This is a genomic window from Legionella sp. ST3F1 (genome assembly GCF_048553315.1).
Classification (GTDB): domain Bacteria; phylum Pseudomonadota; class Gammaproteobacteria; order Legionellales; family Legionellaceae; genus Tatlockia; species Tatlockia donaldsonii.
This window is the reverse complement of record NZ_JBLZIO010000004.1, coordinates 87,062-104,011: the sequence shown is the minus strand read 5'-3', so window position 1 is coordinate 104,011 and position 16,950 is coordinate 87,062. Positions and strand designations below refer to the sequence as shown.

Sequence of the window (16,950 nt, the reverse complement as noted above, 5' to 3'; positions counted from 1 at the left end):
CTCATGGAATATAAAAATTTTTCCATCTGTTTTTGATTAATATCGCTGGTCTCCATTGACTGTGAAATTGTATTAATGAAACTCGAAGCCGATTTTGTCATGCTGTTGATGATAACAATTGAGTTTAAAAAATCGTGTTTTAATTTATCTTTATCCGTTGAGTTCATGTTAAATTCCCGTGTGCAAATCGAAAAGGTGGTTCTTTACCAACAATGGATTTAATCCATGGCATTTGGCTAAATCGATCTCTTGAATGGCCAGTGGCAAGATGAACATCAATAAAGCCCTTATCAAAAAGGAGTTTTGCACAATCCTCGCCTCTAACATTGTTTCCTAGATCTGAATCAATATAAATAAGAGTATTCTCACCATAATTATTTATTTCATTTATGAACTCATCAAATGAAGAATAAGTTGAAATACATTGTCCAGCCTCTTCAGCAGCAAAGATCCAAGTCATTCGCATCATTTCATCGTCATCAATAAAAACAACCGTATTTATATGTTCTTTCTTTGGAGTTTCAATAATTTTAATATAGGGTACATAAGATTTTGGTATGATTTTTACACCAATATTTTCGCACCGATTTCGTATAGCAATATCTTCAAAGCAACTGGTAACTAAAATAGCTTTGCCATTTAAATTAAGCTCTTCAATCACATCTAAACCATTTTTAACATCAGCGAGCAGCTCATAATCTACTAAATATAATACTGGGATTTCTGGATCAACTTTATACTGTAATAAGTCGATCGCGTTATAAAAATGAAACATTTTAACGTGTGAAATATTTGAAAACCGTTCATTCCATGCATCATGGATGGATATATCGTCATCTAATACGACAATATTAGTACCATGCCTAATATTCATTGAATCACAGAACCAGCTAGGAGGGGTAGACCGAATTAGAGTGATCTGAATTTTTGTTCCAACTTTTTCTTCGGAGTGAATATGCATTGAACCATTGATTTGCTCTAAATATTGTTTAGCATAAGATAAGCCAAAACCAGCACCAGTTTTCTTATTAAAGCTAAATCCTTGCTCCGTAACCTTTGGCAAGATATCGCGAGGAATGCCGCAGCCATTATCTTCTATAATAATTTCGACATGGGTAGCATTGCAGGTTAGAGAGATAATAATAGAGCCATTAGAATTAACTGCTTCAATACCATTATTAATGAGATTGGATAGAACACGCTTAAAAGAATCAGGGTGTATGTTAGAAAAACAATTATATGAGTAGTCCGACCCAAGTAAGTTGATTTGAATGTTGGTTCCGTAATATTCATATCTTTTTTCTGCAACGATATTATCTAAAACAACAAATATTAATTCTGGAGAATTATTCATATTTATTTCGCTACTCTTACAGTCAAGCAAATTATTTTTTGATTGTATGAGTAGGTTATTAGCAATATCATTGATTCTTTTAGCTGCATTTCTGATCATAATGCGTTTATTTTCAGGAATTGATGTTACATCAGCTACTGCGGTATTTATTGCCGCTAATGGTGATCGAATATCGTGAGCAACAAGCTCAGCAATATTTTTTCTTACCTCGTAATAGGCTTTTTCTTTCTGTAAATTGATTATTTGTCGATGTTCATCAATAAATTTATTAGCAATTTGTCTGTATTCATTAATTTCAACTTTTGCAAAATCAACAGCATTATTAGTTTGATGTGATGAAATGAAATCGAGCAAGTATTCGGTATTGTTTGCTATTTTCTTTCTCATGGAAAGGAATAAAAATAAGAAATTAAAAAGAAATATTCCAAGTACGATCAATAAAATTAACAAAAGACCATAGGATACTGGCAAAGTATAGATGGAATTATATTGCTTACTTGCAACCACCGAGCCCAATATCTTTTCATCATTTTTAATTAATGTTATACCAGAAATTTGCCCATTATCTTTTTTGCATAGAAGGTAATTGCTTTTGCTGTTTTCTTCGCAAGTACCTACATCTTCTATTTTATTTTTTAAAGGAACAAATTTTATTGAGTCTAGTTTGCGTTCATTACCTAAATTGTATAGTACTAAATCAAGAGCATCCTTATTATTAAGCAGCTGATACCTACCAATTTCATCAGTGGTAAATGAGTCATTAATAATTAAATTTCTGGAAAAAACACTCATCTGATTATGAAAATAATCTTTTGCAAGCATGAGTATAAATCCAAAAATAATAAATTGGATTAGAGCAGAATATGCCATTTTCTTGATAAAAATTGCTTTGATTGAAGAGCTTTTATTTTTCATAAGCATATCCATTGCTATTAACTGATAAAATAACGTAATTGGTCGATCGATAAAATTGACCGTTTTTTAAATAAGCTCCAGTAATTCCTGTATAATTAGTATTTAATATGCTATTTGTATTGACGATACCGGTTCTATCCAATGCTTTTAAAATGATCTTCATTGAATCATAAGTGTATACTGCCAATACAGTGGGTTTTTCATGGTATTTTTGAACATAAATATTTTCAAATCTGGTTAAAGCATCATAGGGCTGTATAAAATCCAAATTACGGATAAAATGAGAACGAATGACTTTATCATTTAGTCGCATAAAAAATGTTTGACTGACTGAAGAACCAAAGTTTTCTGTGCCAATAAAAACAGTACAATGGTTATTCATAATATTGGCAATTTTTGCTGATGCTATTGCACCTGACAATAAAAAAACGTATTGATATTTTCGCTCATTCAAAAATTTCTTCAGTTTTCCCTCTATATCGCTGTCATTTTCTAGAAAATCGAATGTAGAATATTGTATGTGTTCTTTTTTTAGAGTGCTGGAGTACACTTCCTTATACTTTAGCATCTCATCACGGTTAATTTCCGTTATAAGTAACACGTTGTTTATATTTTTATAACGATCTTGTAAGTAGCTCATCATTTTATCAGCTTGGTAATTATAGCTGGGCATAAAGATAAAAATATTCTTGGGTAATTGATCAGAGTTAGTGGTGCTAGCGTAAGAAGTAAAAATAGGTATGGTGTCATTTTTCTGTTCTTTTACAGCTAATAACAAGTCGGAAAGATATTCAAACCCAATAATTGCGGAGCAGGAGTCATTTACCATTTGATTATAAATATGCATTGGCTCCAATGGTCTGTTATTATAAAAATAACTCTTGATTTCAACTTTATTAGCAGGATCATTTTCTTCTTTGGCAAGATATGCCGCATTTAAAAAAGACTGGCCATATGATTTTAAATTTTCAACAACTCTTCCGGTTAAACATATTTTAATTTTAGATTGTGCGTAAACAACAGTGGATATCAGTATAGAAAATAATAATATGATGGCCTTAGAGCTACTTAATAAATTCATTTAAAAGCTCACTAAAACGATCATTCTCTTCTAGATGTGGGTAGTGGGAAGATTTATTGAAAGTTATAATTTCATGATTGTTTGACAATACTATTTGGTGTCCGTTAATGACAAAATCATGAAAACCATTTATCCATAATTTGCGGATTTTAAGCTCATCAATATTAACAGAAAAATTCGCCTCTTTTGAATAAAGATCTTTTCTTACACTGATAAACGTGTTTGTATTTAATGGTAAATTGATATGCTTTTGAATATCTTGGACCAAATTATAATATTCTAAATTGGCCCAATACAGATAAGGCCTGTCTTTATTTTCTTGGAAAACTGGAGTTAATTGTTCTGATAGTTCCCAGATTTTATTAAGATCAAGATTATTAATTTCTTTTAATATTTTGTTATATAGGTCTAAATTACTTTTTTTCAAATAGGATAGGTCAAGCATTAAATTATTCAAACGAGGCGTTAGTATTGATTTAGCGGTAGAAACAAAAACGCCAGGGATGGTAGACTCATAACTTTTGTAGTAATCAAAAAGAAGTTTTGCACCATAACTATGTCCAATCAATGCATTGATGTTAAGATTAAAATGGTCAGCAAGGTATAGAATTATTTTTTGCAAATCAATTATATTATCTTGCTGTAGTACTAGCTTTTTAATTTTATTAGATTTACCGCAATTTCGTTGATCATATAGAATAATATTGCACTGCAGAGGATTAAATAAATTATGATGCTCAATAAGATACTCTATGGTTCCACAATTAAGGCCAGGACCACCATGAATGAAAAGAGCATAAGGTAGGCTGGAGCTTTTAGTAAATCTGACTATATAAAATTCTTGATGTGGCAAAATATCTTTTTTGTAAGCTTTCATTAATTACTTTCTCGAAATATTCTGCGGATCCATACAATTGGGGCAGCAAATTTAATAGCGGTATTTTTTATTTCTTTTTTCACTAATGTGGTTTTTTCATTTAAACAAACTAAGTCATAGCGAGCTGGTTCTTCTCCATGCTTTAAGATCCTAACGAATACTTCATCATTGTCCGCAATAATAATACAATCTTTGCCAATGGCACTCTCAATATTGTTGACTATTATACCGCCAACATAATTGCCAGGGTATAAGAAAGGTATCATGCCATCATCTTTTATGACAGTGTCAATAGAGTTTTGTAGTTCTCTGAATAGTAGTAATTCTTTAGCTATGTGGCTTTCGTCACCCTCTTGGATATCTAAATCTTTTGTGATTCTTGTGGCATTTTTACCAATGCCATGCATTAACCATGACTCTGTGCAATAAATATTTAACTCTTTAGATCGCTTAACGATTTTTACAGCCCCCTGTTGGGATAAACCCCCTCCCCAAGCCAATTCCCATCCCTTTAATGATTGAGCAGTAAAATTAGAATCGCGACAAAAATCTTCTCGTGTAAAAGACAGAAGATGCTCGCGTATGAATCTTATTCTTTTGCCCCGAGACTCGGGGGATGAAACATTGTCTATTACAGGATTGCTCATATTTAAATAATTCAGTCAGATACATGTTTATTCTATGATATACCAAAATGGTTAATAAATCTTCGTAAGAATTTACCAAAAAAATAGTTTAAAAAACATCAAAATACAATGCGTTATAGCATTCTAGGTGTGATAAAGCATTATAAATTTACCTTTATGGTAAAAATATCATTGTAATTTTTACCATAAACTGATACTCTTATCTAAATAAATTATGTAAATAAAAGGACTTGTTGATGAAGTTGGATGTTGAGTTATACATTAATGCTAGGAAACAAATAGAAAAAAAGTTTCAATTATTGCCCTATGGTCCTAGATTAATTATTTATGAGCTATTAAATCTTGCAAATCCTCTTACAGGCATTGTATCTGATATTAGTTATCGTGATCTATCAAAAGCCTTGGAGATTAAATCCGCTCCAGGTCGAATCAACAGTGGTATTCCATCCAAGCAAACCATCAGAAATTTCATAAAGTCTATAGAACATGAGTGTGGTGAATACTTTAAAGTTATAACTGAAGGGCAAAATTTAAAATTTATGTTCCCTGAGGCTCCTCAGATCTATAATCAATTGATTAGAAAGAAAGAAGTTAACACAGATCTTAATTCACCTAAATCCCTTATGGATTCTGATATAGAAGGAAAGTTGGAGGTACAATCTAACATAGAAGTTAACAGAGAAGCTAACACACTCAAAAGTCCTGCAAAGAATATTAAAATATTTAATATAACTAACTCAAACAAACAAACTCAAACTGCGAATAATGATTTTTGTTGCAGCAAAAAACAAATTCATGACGACTTTTATCCAAACCCAAAAACCATCGAAATGGCATTTTCCATGGGACTCACCAAAGTCACCGATTTAAAAGAAATTCAGGCATTCATAAAACATAACAAAAAACACAACACTCAATGGGCTGATTTTAATCCAGTATTCATTAACTGGTTGGAAAGAGATTCCCAATATACCCAAAACAAACAACAAAAGGCACAAGGACAATTAAGGAGTCATCACAATGAGCGTGGTACCAATCAAAGCACTCTTAACCAAACAGCACTTGAACGAGTCAGCGAACATCATGGCATTTCAATCGACTCACTCTGGGACACCCAGGACAGTGAACTCAACTCCGGTGCATTTATCGAAGGAACACTTGTCCAGCCTCTGGATGAAGCTGACCGCAATATACGGGCAACTTTTTATCAGTAAGCATGGAGTGAAAGATACGGGAGTTTGGTTTGCCGCACTTAAAGATTTAACTCCAAAAGCATTAGACAGTGGTGTGGAACGATTAATGGCTTTGAATAAAGGCGACAAGTTTTGTGAATTTCCACCCAATTGCCTGCAGTTTCGAGCTTTGTGTCTTGGCTTTTATAGTGATTTGCGACTGCCTTCTGCTGCCCAGGCGCATAGGGAGGTATTAAACAGCGCTTATTCAACGAACCCAAACTGGAGTCATGCAGTGGTTAAATTTACTGCTAAAAGACTGGGGCTTAAATTTCTGGAAATTGATAATGAAGGCCATTCTTTTGCAGTATTTAAAGAAGCCTATGAACAGGTATGTCATTTAATGAGACAAGGACACCAGATCCCGGAAATTAAAGAGAAGGTCTTGTGCGCTTTGCCTCAATCAAAGGACATTGCAACAACACACCTTGCGAAAATTCGCCAGTTATTGGGAGTTGCATGATGAAACAAATTCCATGTTTAAAACTGTTTACAAAGGAAGAGCTGTACTGTCTTTTAAACGCCTGCTCCGAGTCATTGGCTCTGGCCTATCAGGAAATCCCTGAATGCGATTTCTGGCACATTGCGATGGAGGCACGATTGGCATGCGAAGCGCTTCGATTCGAAATTGATTCACAAAAAAAAGAATATTCAATTCACTAACCAATAAAAGGAACACAGCATGTTAATACTTACACGTAGAATAGGCGAAACCGTACTAATCAATGATGACATTTATATCACCGTGCTCGGTGTTAAAGGGAATCAAGTCCGCTTAGGGTTCGATGCACCACAAGATGTAATTATTCATCGTCAGGAAATACATCAAAAAATTAAAAATGAACAATCTCTGTTTTTAAATAAGCCTGGTAAGTGGAAGGAAGAGCGTGGCGTACAGACTCATTAACCAATCAAATCATCATACTAACGAGTTAAGGGAATAAAATGAAACCATGCATTAACCAGATACAAAAGGCAATTACCACTTTAGCTTTAACTGGATCTTTTGCCCTGTTGGTGAGCTGTGCTGCTACATCAACAGTAATTGAACATCGTAACTTAGAAACAGATACAAAACTCAGCCAAACGATTTTTCTTGATCCTGTGGCTCAAAGTCAAAAAACGATTTACATCACAATTAAGAATACTTCTCAAGAGTCATTATCCATTGATAAGTCACTAAAGCAGGCATTAGAAGAACATGGCTATAAAGTGGTTGGAAATCCATCCAAAGCCCATTACCTGCTACAAGCCAATATTTTAAAGGTTGGAAAAATGAGCGTGTCTGCAAGTCAGTCTGCGCTAGGTGGCGGGTATGGCAGTGCATTGGCGGGGGCTGCAACAGGAACTGCACTGGGTGCATTAAGCGGTCATTCAAGCACCATGATTGGTGCAGGTATTGGTGGAGGAATTATTGGTTTGGCTGCAGATTCTCTAGTCAAGGCAGTGAATTACACGATGATTACCGATGTACAAATTTCTGAGCGCGTTGGAAAGGGTGCCGTTCATGAACAGTTTAATTCCAACCTTCAAAATGGCACTGCATCTGGAACCACCCAGACATTGAGCAAACACAGTGATTACCAACGCTATAGAACGCGGGTGGTATCCAATGCCGATAAAGTCAATCTGAGTTTTGCAGAGGCAAGACCAGCACTGGAACAAGGTCTGGTAAAAACATTAGCGGGCATTTTTTGATGCAGCCTGATTAGAGCTTCATGAAAAAAAGCGCATAGGATTTAAAAAAACAATAATTAGTTAAAGAGGGAATAGTAATGAGAATCAATGTAATAGCAGGACTTATCATCACCGCACTGGGTTCACCCTGTGCTGTTGCAACCAGTTCGAATCACTACGATTTAGAAAGACGAATTTTTGAGACGTCTTATCAACTAAACCAGATTGCCGAAGAAAACAACTCCGATTTATGTTCTGGAGATGTCGCAATTGCTGCAGCCTACCTGGAATCAGCAGGAGCGCAATTGCAGCATCATAAAAAAGACAGAGCAGTTGTTTCTATGGCTTATGGATACAATGAATTAAAAGCAATCAGCAATGTAAGAAGCTACTGTACACATTTATCACCGAAGGTAAAACCCTATCTTGCACGAGTCATTGTGATGAAAAGTGAACTTGAGAACATCGACATGCCAGAAACAGACCAAACATCGGACTAAGTTTAAAGGCTTAAGTTCATAACAAAAATAAAAGGAGCTCTTAATGAACCCGATTAAAACACTCATGCTGTCGATGACTCTCATCGTTGTGACTGGAGTTATTCACGCAGAGCCCACAACACTGCCTGAAAACAACTTTAAGATTAATCAGAATCTGACTGCCGTTTCAACTGAAAATGATGAACAGGATGTCGAATATTTTAAACACATTCTTTCCGGTGGAGCGCTTTTTACGCTTTTGCTATCAATGGATAAGGAGGTTCCTGACGTAGCCAAAGCAGTTGAGTATGTGGCTTTGTTCAAAAAACTGGATTCTGCAAATCACCTACTGACACAAATTTTAGTTGAACTTAAAAAGAACAACCACCTATTAAGTCAAAGCATGCTCGATAAAGGAGTAACCATGAATGGATAAACGCTCTTTATAAAACCACAAAAACACGATTCATTAAATAAAAAGAATAAAAAATGAGCACAAATTGGGGCTCAGGGGATTTTTTTAACCAAAAAAGGAGAATGTGATGAACTATAGAACAGCAATGAACGATTTGAGCATTAAAGGATATCTGTATGCCAGGCAGCTGCTCCCTTTTTTAATGATTGGTTTGGCACTGTTGTGTTTGATGCCTGACTCTTGTTTCGCTGCTGAGAATCGGCTTTCTGGATTAAAAGAGGAAGTAAAGGCAACCTTTGGAGCGGATTCAGATCTCCCTTATTTTCTTTTGTTAGCAGAAGGGCTTGCAGGGGCTTATGCCTACATCAAAACCAAAAATATCGCAGTCCTTGCGGGTGTTCCGGTATTGATGGTGTTTACTCACTGGGCATTGAAATAATGGCTCGCAATTACCAAACCTTTATGCTCTCTGATGAGCCCAAAATTGCGGGTATTCCTGTTACCACAGGCCTGCCCATTTTTTTACTCACGGGAATTGGGCTTTTAACAGGACTTGCCTATCAGCTTTTTATGATAGGCGCAGCCCTAAGCGTTGCGATGCATATCAAGTATGGCGGACTGCCTCTTCGGAGTCTGTTTGCCATCGTATACTGGTCGCTGCCTCACCGGTTAACGTCCCTTTTATTTCGAGCTTTGCCCGATTCTGCCAACCGAATTTATATCAGGTGATTTAATGGATACTTCATTTCGTGATAATGCGATTGCAAAAAACAGACTGTTATTCAAGCTGACGCTGATTTGGGCGCTATCGAGTACGTTTGCAGTTATTGTTCTTTGTGCCTTAAATTTTTATACCTTACTGCATAAGCAGGTTCACTGGCTTCCAGTGTGCACTGGTTCTGAGTTTAGCATTGGTGATAAAGGCTATTCACCCGAGTACCTGAAAGAAATGACGCAGAAAGCAGCCGACTTACGCCTGACCTACAACCCTGAAACCATTGATGCACGCTACACCATGCTGTCTCATCTGATTCCAGCGAAATACCAGGAATCGTTTTCCAAACTATTGGATGCCGAGCGAAAAACAGTACATGACAAAAACGTAAGCTCAGTATTTTACGCTGAAAAAGTATCGGTGGATGTCACTAAAAACCAAGGTCAAATCGAAGGGCAGTTGTATCGCACAAGCCATGGACTTCAATTAAAGCCACAACACAAAATGTATCGAGTTCAGTTTTCACATCAATCAGGCCTTTTAAATCTTGTGTCCATTCAGGAGATACACCATGACTAACTCAATTTATGATAAAGCTAAAAAAACCATTTTTCTTATAAGTTGTTTGTGCTCAGGAATTGTTGGTGCAAGCACAGCTCCTTCGATCATCGCTTTTGAAGAAGGAGAGCAGTTTAATCTGACCTTATCGAGTATTAACTTTAATCGTGTGTTTGTTGAAGGGGAATCGATCACTAAATTAAGTTACCCAGAGCATGCTATTACAGTAGATAAAAGTGAGATGGATAATCCCGAAAGCACGGATTCTTCGGTGTATATAAAGCCCAATTTTCAAGTTCCCATTACCCTGTTCCTAACTACAGATAAAGGACATCACGTATCACTTACCTTGACACCTGATGAATCGGTTGGAAAAACCTTAAGACTTGTGCCTCGCGCTCAAACAAAATTGAAATTTGTGAAACTGGATACCCCTGATGCCAGCGAAGTAGATGAGGCAATCGCTGCCATGAAAGCAGGGGAGACTCCCAAAGAATTTAATGAGAAACGGGTTATTCCAAGTCCTTTTTACATTAAAAAAAACATTAAGGTAACTCTTGAAAAGCAATATCAGGGTAAGCGTTTCACGGGCTATGTCTATCGGTTAGAAAATACATCAAATCATGAACTAGCGCTTACAACAGCCTTATTTGCCCATAAGGATGCAGAGTCCCTGTCATTAAGTGATGAGGCACTCCCACCTAAAAAAATCGCTTATTTATACGGGTTATACAGCAATCAGGGATAAACCAGGAGCGGCTTAAAATGAGTTGGAAGGAGAGTAGGTAATGTTTAAAAAAATAAAACAATGGTTGACGCTAAAGCCTCAAAACGCCAATAAGCTCGCTAAAAAGGAACAATTGAAGCATGCAGCCATTCTATTACTGGTGGGTGGCGCGTCCTATGGATTTTATTGTTACTCATCGGCTGAGAAAAAAAAGCCAATCCACCAGGAAGAAGCTTCGTTCGAGAGTATTTTTGAAAGTACTTTTAACCAGGGCAGTGACGAAGCACTCCTTCTGCAACAGCAGCAACAAATTGATTCTTTAAAAGAGTTAGTGGCAGAACATCATAAAAAACAGCAGGAAGCAGCACCTGTGAATACAGAAAATTCGGAAACAAAAGCCTTGATCCAGGCCATGAAAGAGCAGCTTGCACACCTTGAAGAAGAAAATAAAAAAATGAACGAACAATTACAGGTTGCACTGGTTTCTACCCGTCAGGCAAGCCTGGTCACCGTAAGGCCGCCAACTCGTGAAGAAATGGAAGCACAGCAAAAGAAAAAGCATCAGGCAGAGCGCGAACTGCTGGCAAAATCAGGACTGGAAACAGTGCAATTTAACAACCGGAACAAAAGAAACAAGGAAGTACGAACCGCTAAAAATTACGTTTGGGCGGGAACCTTTGTTGAAGGAGTGTTGCTGACTGGGGTTTTAGGTGATGCAGGAATAAACGGCTCAAAAAATATGGGAACTGCTTTAATCCGCCTTACCAGCGGAGGAATCATGCCTAACAACCAGCATTCTCATCTGGAAGACTGTGTCGCACTGGTATCCACTTATGGTGATTTATCAGGAAGCTCCGTGGTGATGCATTTAGAAACACTGTCTTGCGCAGGAAACAATATCAATTTTGAACAAAAGGCCTACGGCTCTGTATTTGATTTGGATGCCATGCAGGATTTACGCGGGACTTCCATTTTAAAAACAAAACCTCTGTTAACCTATTCGGCAGCGGCAGGCATGCTGGCAGGATTTGGTGATGGTTTAAAGAATTTAAATACCGCTCAAACAATCAATCCAGGGGCAGGCACCATTACAACCTATGGGCAGGCATCAACCCTTGCTCAATCGGCTGCTGGTGGTGCGCTTAGTAATCCTGCCAATCGTATTTCAGATTATGTAATGCGCATTGCCGATATTTACCATCCACTGGTTGTGGCACGTGCTGGTCGTCGTGTTTCAGTTTTATTTACTAAAGGCTTTTGGATAGACAAAGAACATCAGGTGTATGAGTCAGGACGCGCCATCAATGAAGGACGTGCCCAAAACGAGTCTGGGGTTACAACCACTGTAAGCCGTGCCTATGAATTAAATACACACCCTGTGAATGGCGCTTCATTGATGCAGTCCAATAATCAAGAGCCCATGGTTCAAACCGTTAATCCTGTTGAGAATCCACTATTAAATCAACCAGGACAACCCACTACCCCATTATTTTCAACCGTACAAAATGAGGAGCCACTTCATGATTAAACCTCTATTTTTATTGAGTACCCTTTTCTTAGTGTCGCAGTTATCTGCCTGCTCCAAATCCATCCTGGACAACGAGGATGCCAGATGCCCCTTTGCTGACAGGGGTGGTTGTCAAAGCATGGAGATGGTGAATCGCATGGTACAGGAAAAACGCTACACACCCGATGGTCAATTCGTGCAGCAAGCAAAAAGCCAGGTTCTTTATTCAGGTTATAAGTAGGCGCTGACCAGTTCACAGGAGAGAAGCCATGTTTACAAACGCTATAGAATGGGTCCAAGATACTTATGAGTTGCTAAAGGAGACCTGGAATGACAAAGGGCTAACGGGCAATGATCTCGATTTTGACCTCAAGACACATCAATATCCTTCGTTTACTGAAAAAATACTGCCTTATCAATATTTTGATGAGGAATCGAAGCTATTTTTTAACGAATACAACGCAGGATTAATTTATCGCATTATTCCTTTAACAGGTGCGAATGAACACATAGCGGAACAACTGGATACGCTGCTTCAATCTAAAGTGTCGCATGAGTTCACCTTACAGTTGATTTGCGTCAAACACAATCAAGTTGGGAATGATATTGAAGCGTTTACTTCCCAGTTTGCAAAAAGCGAATTTGAAAATTTAAGCCTGTTAGGAGATAACCTTAAGGCCTTTTATCAAAAAGCCGCCATCCATGGTTTTAAAACCAACACGATGCTTTCACCGCGATTAACGCATACAGATTGCTATATCGTTATTGATAAAATCAAAAAAGAATCCGAGAGTGATTTAAAAGCCTGTTTTGGCCAGTTTCGCGTTTCGTTTGAAGCATCCTTAAGTGCTGCAAAAATTGGATTCAAGCAAGCGGATGCAACTGATTTTTTGCATTTGCTTCACTTTTATCTGGATAATTGCCCTGATGTCATTACTCCACGCCCTGTGATTTATGATAAAACCAAATTACTCAAAGAGCAGGCACTGTCTCATGACTTTGATATTGAATTTAAAAATAATGAAGTAGTGATTAAAGGGGTTAATGAATCTGGGCGTGCTTATGAAACAGCAGTATCTGTTCTGACCATTGATCGCCTGCCTCGCCAGTATTGTTTATGGGAGAACATTAATAATACCAGCAATATTTTTCATCCTGATAAAAGAATATCCTGCAATCACATCATCTCGGTCATCTATCTGGTCGAAGAGCAAGGACGCGCTCAGGGTAGGGCGAATCGTAAAACCCGTGATTTGGATAAAAAATCTAAAAGTGATTACGCATTAAATGTGGCGGGAACGGAGGAGCAGGCACGGGTATGGCGTACCTTTCGTGATGATTTATCCTCACAAAAGACTCGCTCTGTAAAGATGCTTTATAACGTGGTTCTTTTTTCAAGACCTCATGAGAAAGAGCGTGATGTAGAAGCTGCTCGCACAGTATTTGCGTTTAATGACATTAAACTGGCATTGTGTAAACGCATGCAATGTCCCTATTTTTTAGTATCGATGCCGTTTTTTTTCACAGGAAATCTGGTTAAGGATTTTTCTCTTCCCACAATGATGTGGCCAATTTCTTCATGGAATGCAACTCAATACATGCCCATTCTTTCTGACTGGCGCGGAGTAGGTAAGGGTATCTTGTTGCCTACCATGCGCGATCAATTTGCCTGCATCGATCCTTTCTCTGGTGTATTTGGCAGCAATTACAACATGGCTGTCACCGGAACCTCGGGCGGTGGAAAAAGCTTTTTCATTCAGATGCTGATGCTCAATATCCTATTTAATGGCGGAGATATTTTCATTATTGATGTAGGTGGGAGCTATAGAAAACTGTGTGAGGCGCTCGGTGGGACTTATCTTGAATACAGCAATTTGGCGATGAATCCCTTTACCCATGTAACGGACATTTTACGGGAGATTGATGACATTATTGCCTTGTTTGAATTATTAACCTGCCCAACCAGCGGTGCTACAGATGACGACCGAGGCACTTTAAGAGAAGCCATTTTAACCGCTTTTGGAACAACTCAGAATCAAACACGCATTGATGAGGTTGCAGGAGTCTTATTGTCGTTGTACGAGCACGACCGCGAAACTTATCCTACAGCGCGCATTTTGTCTAAGAACCTCCAGCGTTACTGTTCTGCCTCAGAGCATGGCAAAGCGTTTAATGAACCATCTCAACTATCACCTGATGCTCGTATGATTGTAGTGGACTTAAAGGAAATTGAGGACAATCAAAGTATTCGCGCCCCTGTTCTTCTGTCCGTTATTTCCCAGTTTCAAAGACGTATGTTCAACTCAGACAGGAACAAACAAAAGATGTGCATCATTGATGAAGCCTGGTCATTTTTTACAGGAGATTCAATTGCGGTGAACTTTATTACCAAAGGCTTTCGTACTGGTCGGCGGCATAAAGCATCATTTGTCACGATTACCCAGGGGATTGAGGATTATTTCGAATTTTCAGAGGCGCGAGCCGCCTGGGAAAATTCCGCATTAAAGCTTGTTTTTTTACAAGAGGAATCACCGCTTTTAGAGCATCAAAAAAAGCATGAGACTTTTTCAGACTACGAGATGACTATTCTCAAATCATTCCCAATAGCGAAAGAAGCGGGTTTTTCTCAAGTCTTGCTGCGTGCTAATGGTATTTCCTCCTTTCATCGCTTGTTTGTGGATCCGTTTACTCGCGTGCTTTTATCTTCCGATGGTGATGATTATCAGGCAGTCATTAATTACGTGGCACAGGGACTGTTATTTCTTGATGCCGTATCGCGAGTGGCAAAGGAGCATTATGGGAGGTCTTATGCTGCTTAACCGATTCAAAACCATGCACTGGGTCTTTGCAGGAATTGGCGGATTAATTGGAATTCTGGCGGGTATTTTGGTGATGTGGCCTAAGCCTTTTCCTCTTTTGGTAGTTGACATGAATCGTGCCATTGAAGCGCCTTCGGTAATGCTTGCTCGTTCCAAACTGACTCATGAAGAACAATTAAAAATAATGGAGCGCTTTTCACGCACCCTCCCAGAAGTCATCAAGGATTATGGGGCGTCACATCAGGTAACCCTTGTGAGTGCGTCCGTATTGTCGAGTTTTAAACCGTCCCATGTGGATGTGACGGATGAGCTTATTGCCTTGACCATAACAAGGATAAAACATGAAGCGCGCTAGTAAACGATTTTTTCTCCTTATTCTATGTTTTTTCTGTCTATTAGAACCTGTGGGTCATGCAAAAAATATAGGTCATTATGGTCAGACATTCCCTGTCAATGAAGAGGATATAAGGAAAGTCATTATGAACAAACTCTATGCATTGCAGCAAAGCGGTGATTTAGAGCATGTTCAACGCGATTTAGAGCAGAAAGCCGCACGTCAAGCGATGAGGCCAAACCCTTTAGCATTGAGCACGACTCGCAAGCCTAAGACGTTTCGCATTTCACCGGCAGTGACTGTATCTCATGATGTCTGGACACCTGATGGACATTTAATTGCAAAAGCAGGAACTCGGATCAATCCATTTGAGCGTGTTCACTTCCTTAAAACCCTGATTTTTTTTAATGCAGATGATGCAGGACAGGTTGCCTGGGTTAAAAAACATTACACCGACTTTAAGCACGTTAAATTTATTTTGACCGGTGGGGATGTTCGAGTTGCTGCAGAGCTTTTTGGTCGAATTTATTTTGATGTGAACGGCATCATTTCATCCAAGCTTCACCTTCAACACGTTCCAAGCATAGTCAGCCAGGAAGGTCTTGATTGGCAGGTTAAAGAAATTGGAGTGAACGATGAATAAACGATTCTTCTATTCGATTATTGTGGGCTTATTCTTCATAGGTTCACTGCAGGCATCACAATGTAAGGGGCATTTTGTCAATCCTATAACCGACATTTGCTGGGATTGTTTGTTCCCATTAACCATTGGCTCCTCCGAAGTGGTAAAGAGCCAATATCCTGATACGAAAAACCCTGGCAGCCCTGTCTGTTCCTGCCCAAACAAATTACAGCTTTTAGGAGTGACCATAGGTTATTGGGAACCCTTTGCGTTAGTGGATGTGACACGAAAGCCTTATTGCATGGTGAATCTTGGGGTGCAATTACACATTAAAGATCAGGGGCTGGGTGGTTCACAAATGCCTGATACCGATGGGCGGGGCGCATTTTATTACGTGCATTGGTACAAATACCCACTGATGTATTGGCTGCAGGTACTCACTTCCATCGGCTGTATGGAGACACAAGATTTTGATGTGATGTATTTGAGTGAACTTGATCCAACATGGAATGACTCTGAGTTTGCTTTTGTTCTTAATCCTGAGGCCACTTTATTTACCACACCGCCAGTGCGTGCGTCTTGTGCTGCAGATGCAACCAAAGCATTGGCAGGGACGGCCATGGATTCTTTATTCTGGTGCATGGGCGCTCAAGGCTCTACCTATCCTCTCAATGGTTTTGTTGCCAATCAGGCAAGTCCCATTAGTGCCGCAACGCTTCTGACAGAACGCACCGACTTTAAGCTTCATCGCCTTGGAGCAATTAAAGATTCCGTTGGTAAAGATTGGCCTGCACTTTGTAGCACCTATCGCTCTTCCATTTTACCTAAAAGCCGGTATCGCTACCAATTAGTCAATACATTGCCTGATGCAAAACGCTGCCAGCCCTTTGGCCGTTCAGTCATTACCTGGGAAGCCGGACATACCTATCCTGGGGATGGGGATAATTTTGGTTTCATGATTTGGCGCAAGAGAAATTGTTGCTTTTTATAA

Annotated in this window: 21 protein-coding genes; 17 read left to right on the top strand and 4 right to left on the bottom strand. The window is 38.5% G+C overall.

Translation table 11 applies throughout. The features are described from left to right. Positions 1-163 precede the first annotated feature (163 nt). Genes ACN4Z1_RS04695 through ACN4Z1_RS04680 form a run of 4 tightly spaced genes read right to left on the bottom strand, consistent with a single transcriptional unit; the run spans position 164 to position 4,727 of the window. On the bottom strand, positions 164-2,269 hold the full coding sequence (locus tag ACN4Z1_RS04695) for a sensor histidine kinase (protein ID WP_021460564.1): 2,106 nt from the start codon (positions 2,267-2,269) through the stop codon (positions 164-166). Further along, entirely contained in the window at positions 2,259-3,350 is a 1,092-nt protein-coding gene (locus tag ACN4Z1_RS04690) for an ABC transporter substrate-binding protein (RefSeq protein ID WP_021582607.1), read from the bottom strand. Before ACN4Z1_RS04690 ends, ACN4Z1_RS04695 begins: the two co-directional genes overlap by 11 nt. After that, positions 3,334-4,227, bottom strand: coding sequence for an alpha/beta fold hydrolase (locus ACN4Z1_RS04685; protein WP_021460407.1), 894 nt, complete (start codon positions 4,225-4,227; stop codon positions 3,334-3,336). The genes ACN4Z1_RS04690 and ACN4Z1_RS04685 overlap by 17 nt, the downstream gene beginning before the upstream one ends. Continuing rightward, positions 4,227-4,727, bottom strand: a complete 501-nt coding sequence (locus tag ACN4Z1_RS04680; protein WP_242605400.1) for a hypothetical protein — start codon at positions 4,725-4,727, stop codon at positions 4,227-4,229. The genes ACN4Z1_RS04685 and ACN4Z1_RS04680 overlap by 1 nt, the downstream gene beginning before the upstream one ends. 383 nt (positions 4,728-5,110) lie before the next feature. Here ACN4Z1_RS04680 and ACN4Z1_RS04675 point away from each other — a divergent pair, with 383 nt between their 5' ends. The 17 genes from ACN4Z1_RS04675 (at position 5,111) to traU (ending at position 16,950) form a co-directional block, all read left to right on the top strand. After that, entirely contained in the window at positions 5,111-6,088 is a 978-nt protein-coding gene (locus ACN4Z1_RS04675) for a hypothetical protein (protein WP_021582609.1), read from the top strand. A gap of 7 nt (positions 6,089-6,095) precedes the next feature. After that, a complete protein-coding gene (locus ACN4Z1_RS04670; RefSeq protein ID WP_237758679.1) occupies positions 6,096-6,569 on the top strand; it encodes a hypothetical protein in 474 nt (157 codons plus the stop codon). Further along, positions 6,566-6,769: a hypothetical protein gene (locus ACN4Z1_RS04665; RefSeq protein ID WP_014845157.1), complete on the top strand. Its 204-nt coding sequence runs from the start codon at positions 6,566-6,568 to the stop codon at positions 6,767-6,769. The genes ACN4Z1_RS04670 and ACN4Z1_RS04665 overlap by 4 nt, the downstream gene beginning before the upstream one ends. Before the next feature lie 19 nt (positions 6,770-6,788). Further along, on the top strand, positions 6,789-7,013 hold the full coding sequence (gene csrA / locus ACN4Z1_RS04660; protein ID WP_042238390.1) for a carbon storage regulator CsrA: 225 nt from the start codon (positions 6,789-6,791) through the stop codon (positions 7,011-7,013). Between the two features lie 38 nt (positions 7,014-7,051). Continuing rightward, entirely contained in the window at positions 7,052-7,804 is a 753-nt protein-coding gene (locus tag ACN4Z1_RS04655; protein ID WP_021460413.1) for a complement resistance protein TraT, read from the top strand. A 77-nt stretch (positions 7,805-7,881) separates the two neighbouring features. Continuing rightward, the gene (locus tag ACN4Z1_RS04650; RefSeq protein ID WP_021460414.1) at positions 7,882-8,283 is read left to right on the top strand and encodes a hypothetical protein; all 402 of its coding nucleotides are present in this window, start codon (positions 7,882-7,884) and stop codon (positions 8,281-8,283) included. A 43-nt stretch (positions 8,284-8,326) separates the two neighbouring features. Further along, positions 8,327-8,698: a hypothetical protein gene (locus ACN4Z1_RS04645; protein WP_021460415.1), complete on the top strand. Its 372-nt coding sequence runs from the start codon at positions 8,327-8,329 to the stop codon at positions 8,696-8,698. 106 nt (positions 8,699-8,804) lie between these two features. After that, positions 8,805-9,116, top strand: a complete 312-nt coding sequence (locus ACN4Z1_RS04640) for a type IV conjugative transfer system pilin TraA (RefSeq protein ID WP_014845152.1) — start codon at positions 8,805-8,807, stop codon at positions 9,114-9,116. Then, positions 9,116-9,406, top strand: coding sequence for a type IV conjugative transfer system protein TraL (traL, locus tag ACN4Z1_RS04635; RefSeq protein WP_021460416.1), 291 nt, complete (start codon positions 9,116-9,118; stop codon positions 9,404-9,406). The genes ACN4Z1_RS04640 and traL overlap by 1 nt, the downstream gene beginning before the upstream one ends. Positions 9,407-9,410: 4 nt before the next feature. Beyond that, a complete protein-coding gene (locus ACN4Z1_RS04630) occupies positions 9,411-9,971 on the top strand; it encodes a TraE/TraK family type IV conjugative transfer system protein (RefSeq protein WP_021460417.1) in 561 nt (186 codons plus the stop codon). Continuing rightward, positions 9,964-10,698, top strand: a complete 735-nt coding sequence (gene traK / locus ACN4Z1_RS04625; RefSeq protein ID WP_021460418.1) for a type-F conjugative transfer system secretin TraK — start codon at positions 9,964-9,966, stop codon at positions 10,696-10,698. Before ACN4Z1_RS04630 ends, traK begins: the two co-directional genes overlap by 8 nt. Before the next feature lie 40 nt (positions 10,699-10,738). Further along, positions 10,739-12,205: a TraB/VirB10 family protein gene (locus tag ACN4Z1_RS04620; protein WP_042238376.1), complete on the top strand. Its 1,467-nt coding sequence runs from the start codon at positions 10,739-10,741 to the stop codon at positions 12,203-12,205. Then, positions 12,198-12,425, top strand: a complete 228-nt coding sequence (locus ACN4Z1_RS04615; RefSeq protein WP_021460420.1) for a hypothetical protein — start codon at positions 12,198-12,200, stop codon at positions 12,423-12,425. The genes ACN4Z1_RS04620 and ACN4Z1_RS04615 overlap by 8 nt, the downstream gene beginning before the upstream one ends. 28 nt (positions 12,426-12,453) lie before the next feature. Next, positions 12,454-15,003, top strand: coding sequence for a type IV secretion system protein TraC (traC, locus tag ACN4Z1_RS04610; protein WP_021460421.1), 2,550 nt, complete (start codon positions 12,454-12,456; stop codon positions 15,001-15,003). Then, positions 14,981-15,358 (top strand): pilus assembly protein, encoded by a 378-nt coding sequence (locus tag ACN4Z1_RS04605; RefSeq protein WP_419388092.1) that lies wholly within the window; start codon positions 14,981-14,983, stop codon positions 15,356-15,358. The genes traC and ACN4Z1_RS04605 overlap by 23 nt, the downstream gene beginning before the upstream one ends. After that, on the top strand, positions 15,345-15,980 hold the full coding sequence (gene traW / locus ACN4Z1_RS04600; protein WP_058478476.1) for a type-F conjugative transfer system protein TraW: 636 nt from the start codon (positions 15,345-15,347) through the stop codon (positions 15,978-15,980). Before ACN4Z1_RS04605 ends, traW begins: the two co-directional genes overlap by 14 nt. Further along, the gene (gene traU, locus ACN4Z1_RS04595; protein WP_025520153.1) at positions 15,973-16,950 is read left to right on the top strand and encodes a conjugal transfer pilus assembly protein TraU; all 978 of its coding nucleotides are present in this window, start codon (positions 15,973-15,975) and stop codon (positions 16,948-16,950) included. Before traW ends, traU begins: the two co-directional genes overlap by 8 nt.

What these genes read in the sequence shown, in the direction of transcription:
- ACN4Z1_RS04695 (WP_021460564.1), bottom strand. Translation starts at nt 2,269, where the DNA reads ATGAAAAATAAAAGCTCTTCAATCAAAGCAATTTTTATCAAGAAAATG.
- ACN4Z1_RS04690 (WP_021582607.1), bottom strand. Translation starts at nt 3,350, where the DNA reads ATGAATTTATTAAGTAGCTCTAAGGCCATCATATTATTATTTTCTATA.
- ACN4Z1_RS04685 (WP_021460407.1), bottom strand. Translation starts at nt 4,227, where the DNA reads ATGAAAGCTTACAAAAAAGATATTTTGCCACATCAAGAATTTTATATA.
- ACN4Z1_RS04675 (WP_021582609.1), top strand. Translation starts at nt 5,111, where the DNA reads ATGAAGTTGGATGTTGAGTTATACATTAATGCTAGGAAACAAATAGAA.
- ACN4Z1_RS04665 (WP_014845157.1), top strand. Translation starts at nt 6,566, where the DNA reads ATGATGAAACAAATTCCATGTTTAAAACTGTTTACAAAGGAAGAGCTG.
- csrA (WP_042238390.1), top strand. Translation starts at nt 6,789, where the DNA reads ATGTTAATACTTACACGTAGAATAGGCGAAACCGTACTAATCAATGAT.
- ACN4Z1_RS04655 (WP_021460413.1), top strand. Translation starts at nt 7,052, where the DNA reads ATGAAACCATGCATTAACCAGATACAAAAGGCAATTACCACTTTAGCT.
- ACN4Z1_RS04650 (WP_021460414.1), top strand. Translation starts at nt 7,882, where the DNA reads ATGAGAATCAATGTAATAGCAGGACTTATCATCACCGCACTGGGTTCA.
- ACN4Z1_RS04645 (WP_021460415.1), top strand. Translation starts at nt 8,327, where the DNA reads ATGAACCCGATTAAAACACTCATGCTGTCGATGACTCTCATCGTTGTG.
- ACN4Z1_RS04640 (WP_014845152.1), top strand. Translation starts at nt 8,805, where the DNA reads ATGAACTATAGAACAGCAATGAACGATTTGAGCATTAAAGGATATCTG.
- traL (WP_021460416.1), top strand. Translation starts at nt 9,116, where the DNA reads ATGGCTCGCAATTACCAAACCTTTATGCTCTCTGATGAGCCCAAAATT.
- ACN4Z1_RS04630 (WP_021460417.1), top strand. Translation starts at nt 9,411, where the DNA reads ATGGATACTTCATTTCGTGATAATGCGATTGCAAAAAACAGACTGTTA.
- traK (WP_021460418.1), top strand. Translation starts at nt 9,964, where the DNA reads ATGACTAACTCAATTTATGATAAAGCTAAAAAAACCATTTTTCTTATA.
- ACN4Z1_RS04620 (WP_042238376.1), top strand. Translation starts at nt 10,739, where the DNA reads ATGTTTAAAAAAATAAAACAATGGTTGACGCTAAAGCCTCAAAACGCC.
- ACN4Z1_RS04615 (WP_021460420.1), top strand. Translation starts at nt 12,198, where the DNA reads ATGATTAAACCTCTATTTTTATTGAGTACCCTTTTCTTAGTGTCGCAG.
- traC (WP_021460421.1), top strand. Translation starts at nt 12,454, where the DNA reads ATGTTTACAAACGCTATAGAATGGGTCCAAGATACTTATGAGTTGCTA.
- ACN4Z1_RS04605 (WP_419388092.1), top strand. Translation starts at nt 14,981, where the DNA reads ATGGGAGGTCTTATGCTGCTTAACCGATTCAAAACCATGCACTGGGTC.
- traW (WP_058478476.1), top strand. Translation starts at nt 15,345, where the DNA reads ATGAAGCGCGCTAGTAAACGATTTTTTCTCCTTATTCTATGTTTTTTC.
- traU (WP_025520153.1), top strand. Translation starts at nt 15,973, where the DNA reads ATGAATAAACGATTCTTCTATTCGATTATTGTGGGCTTATTCTTCATA.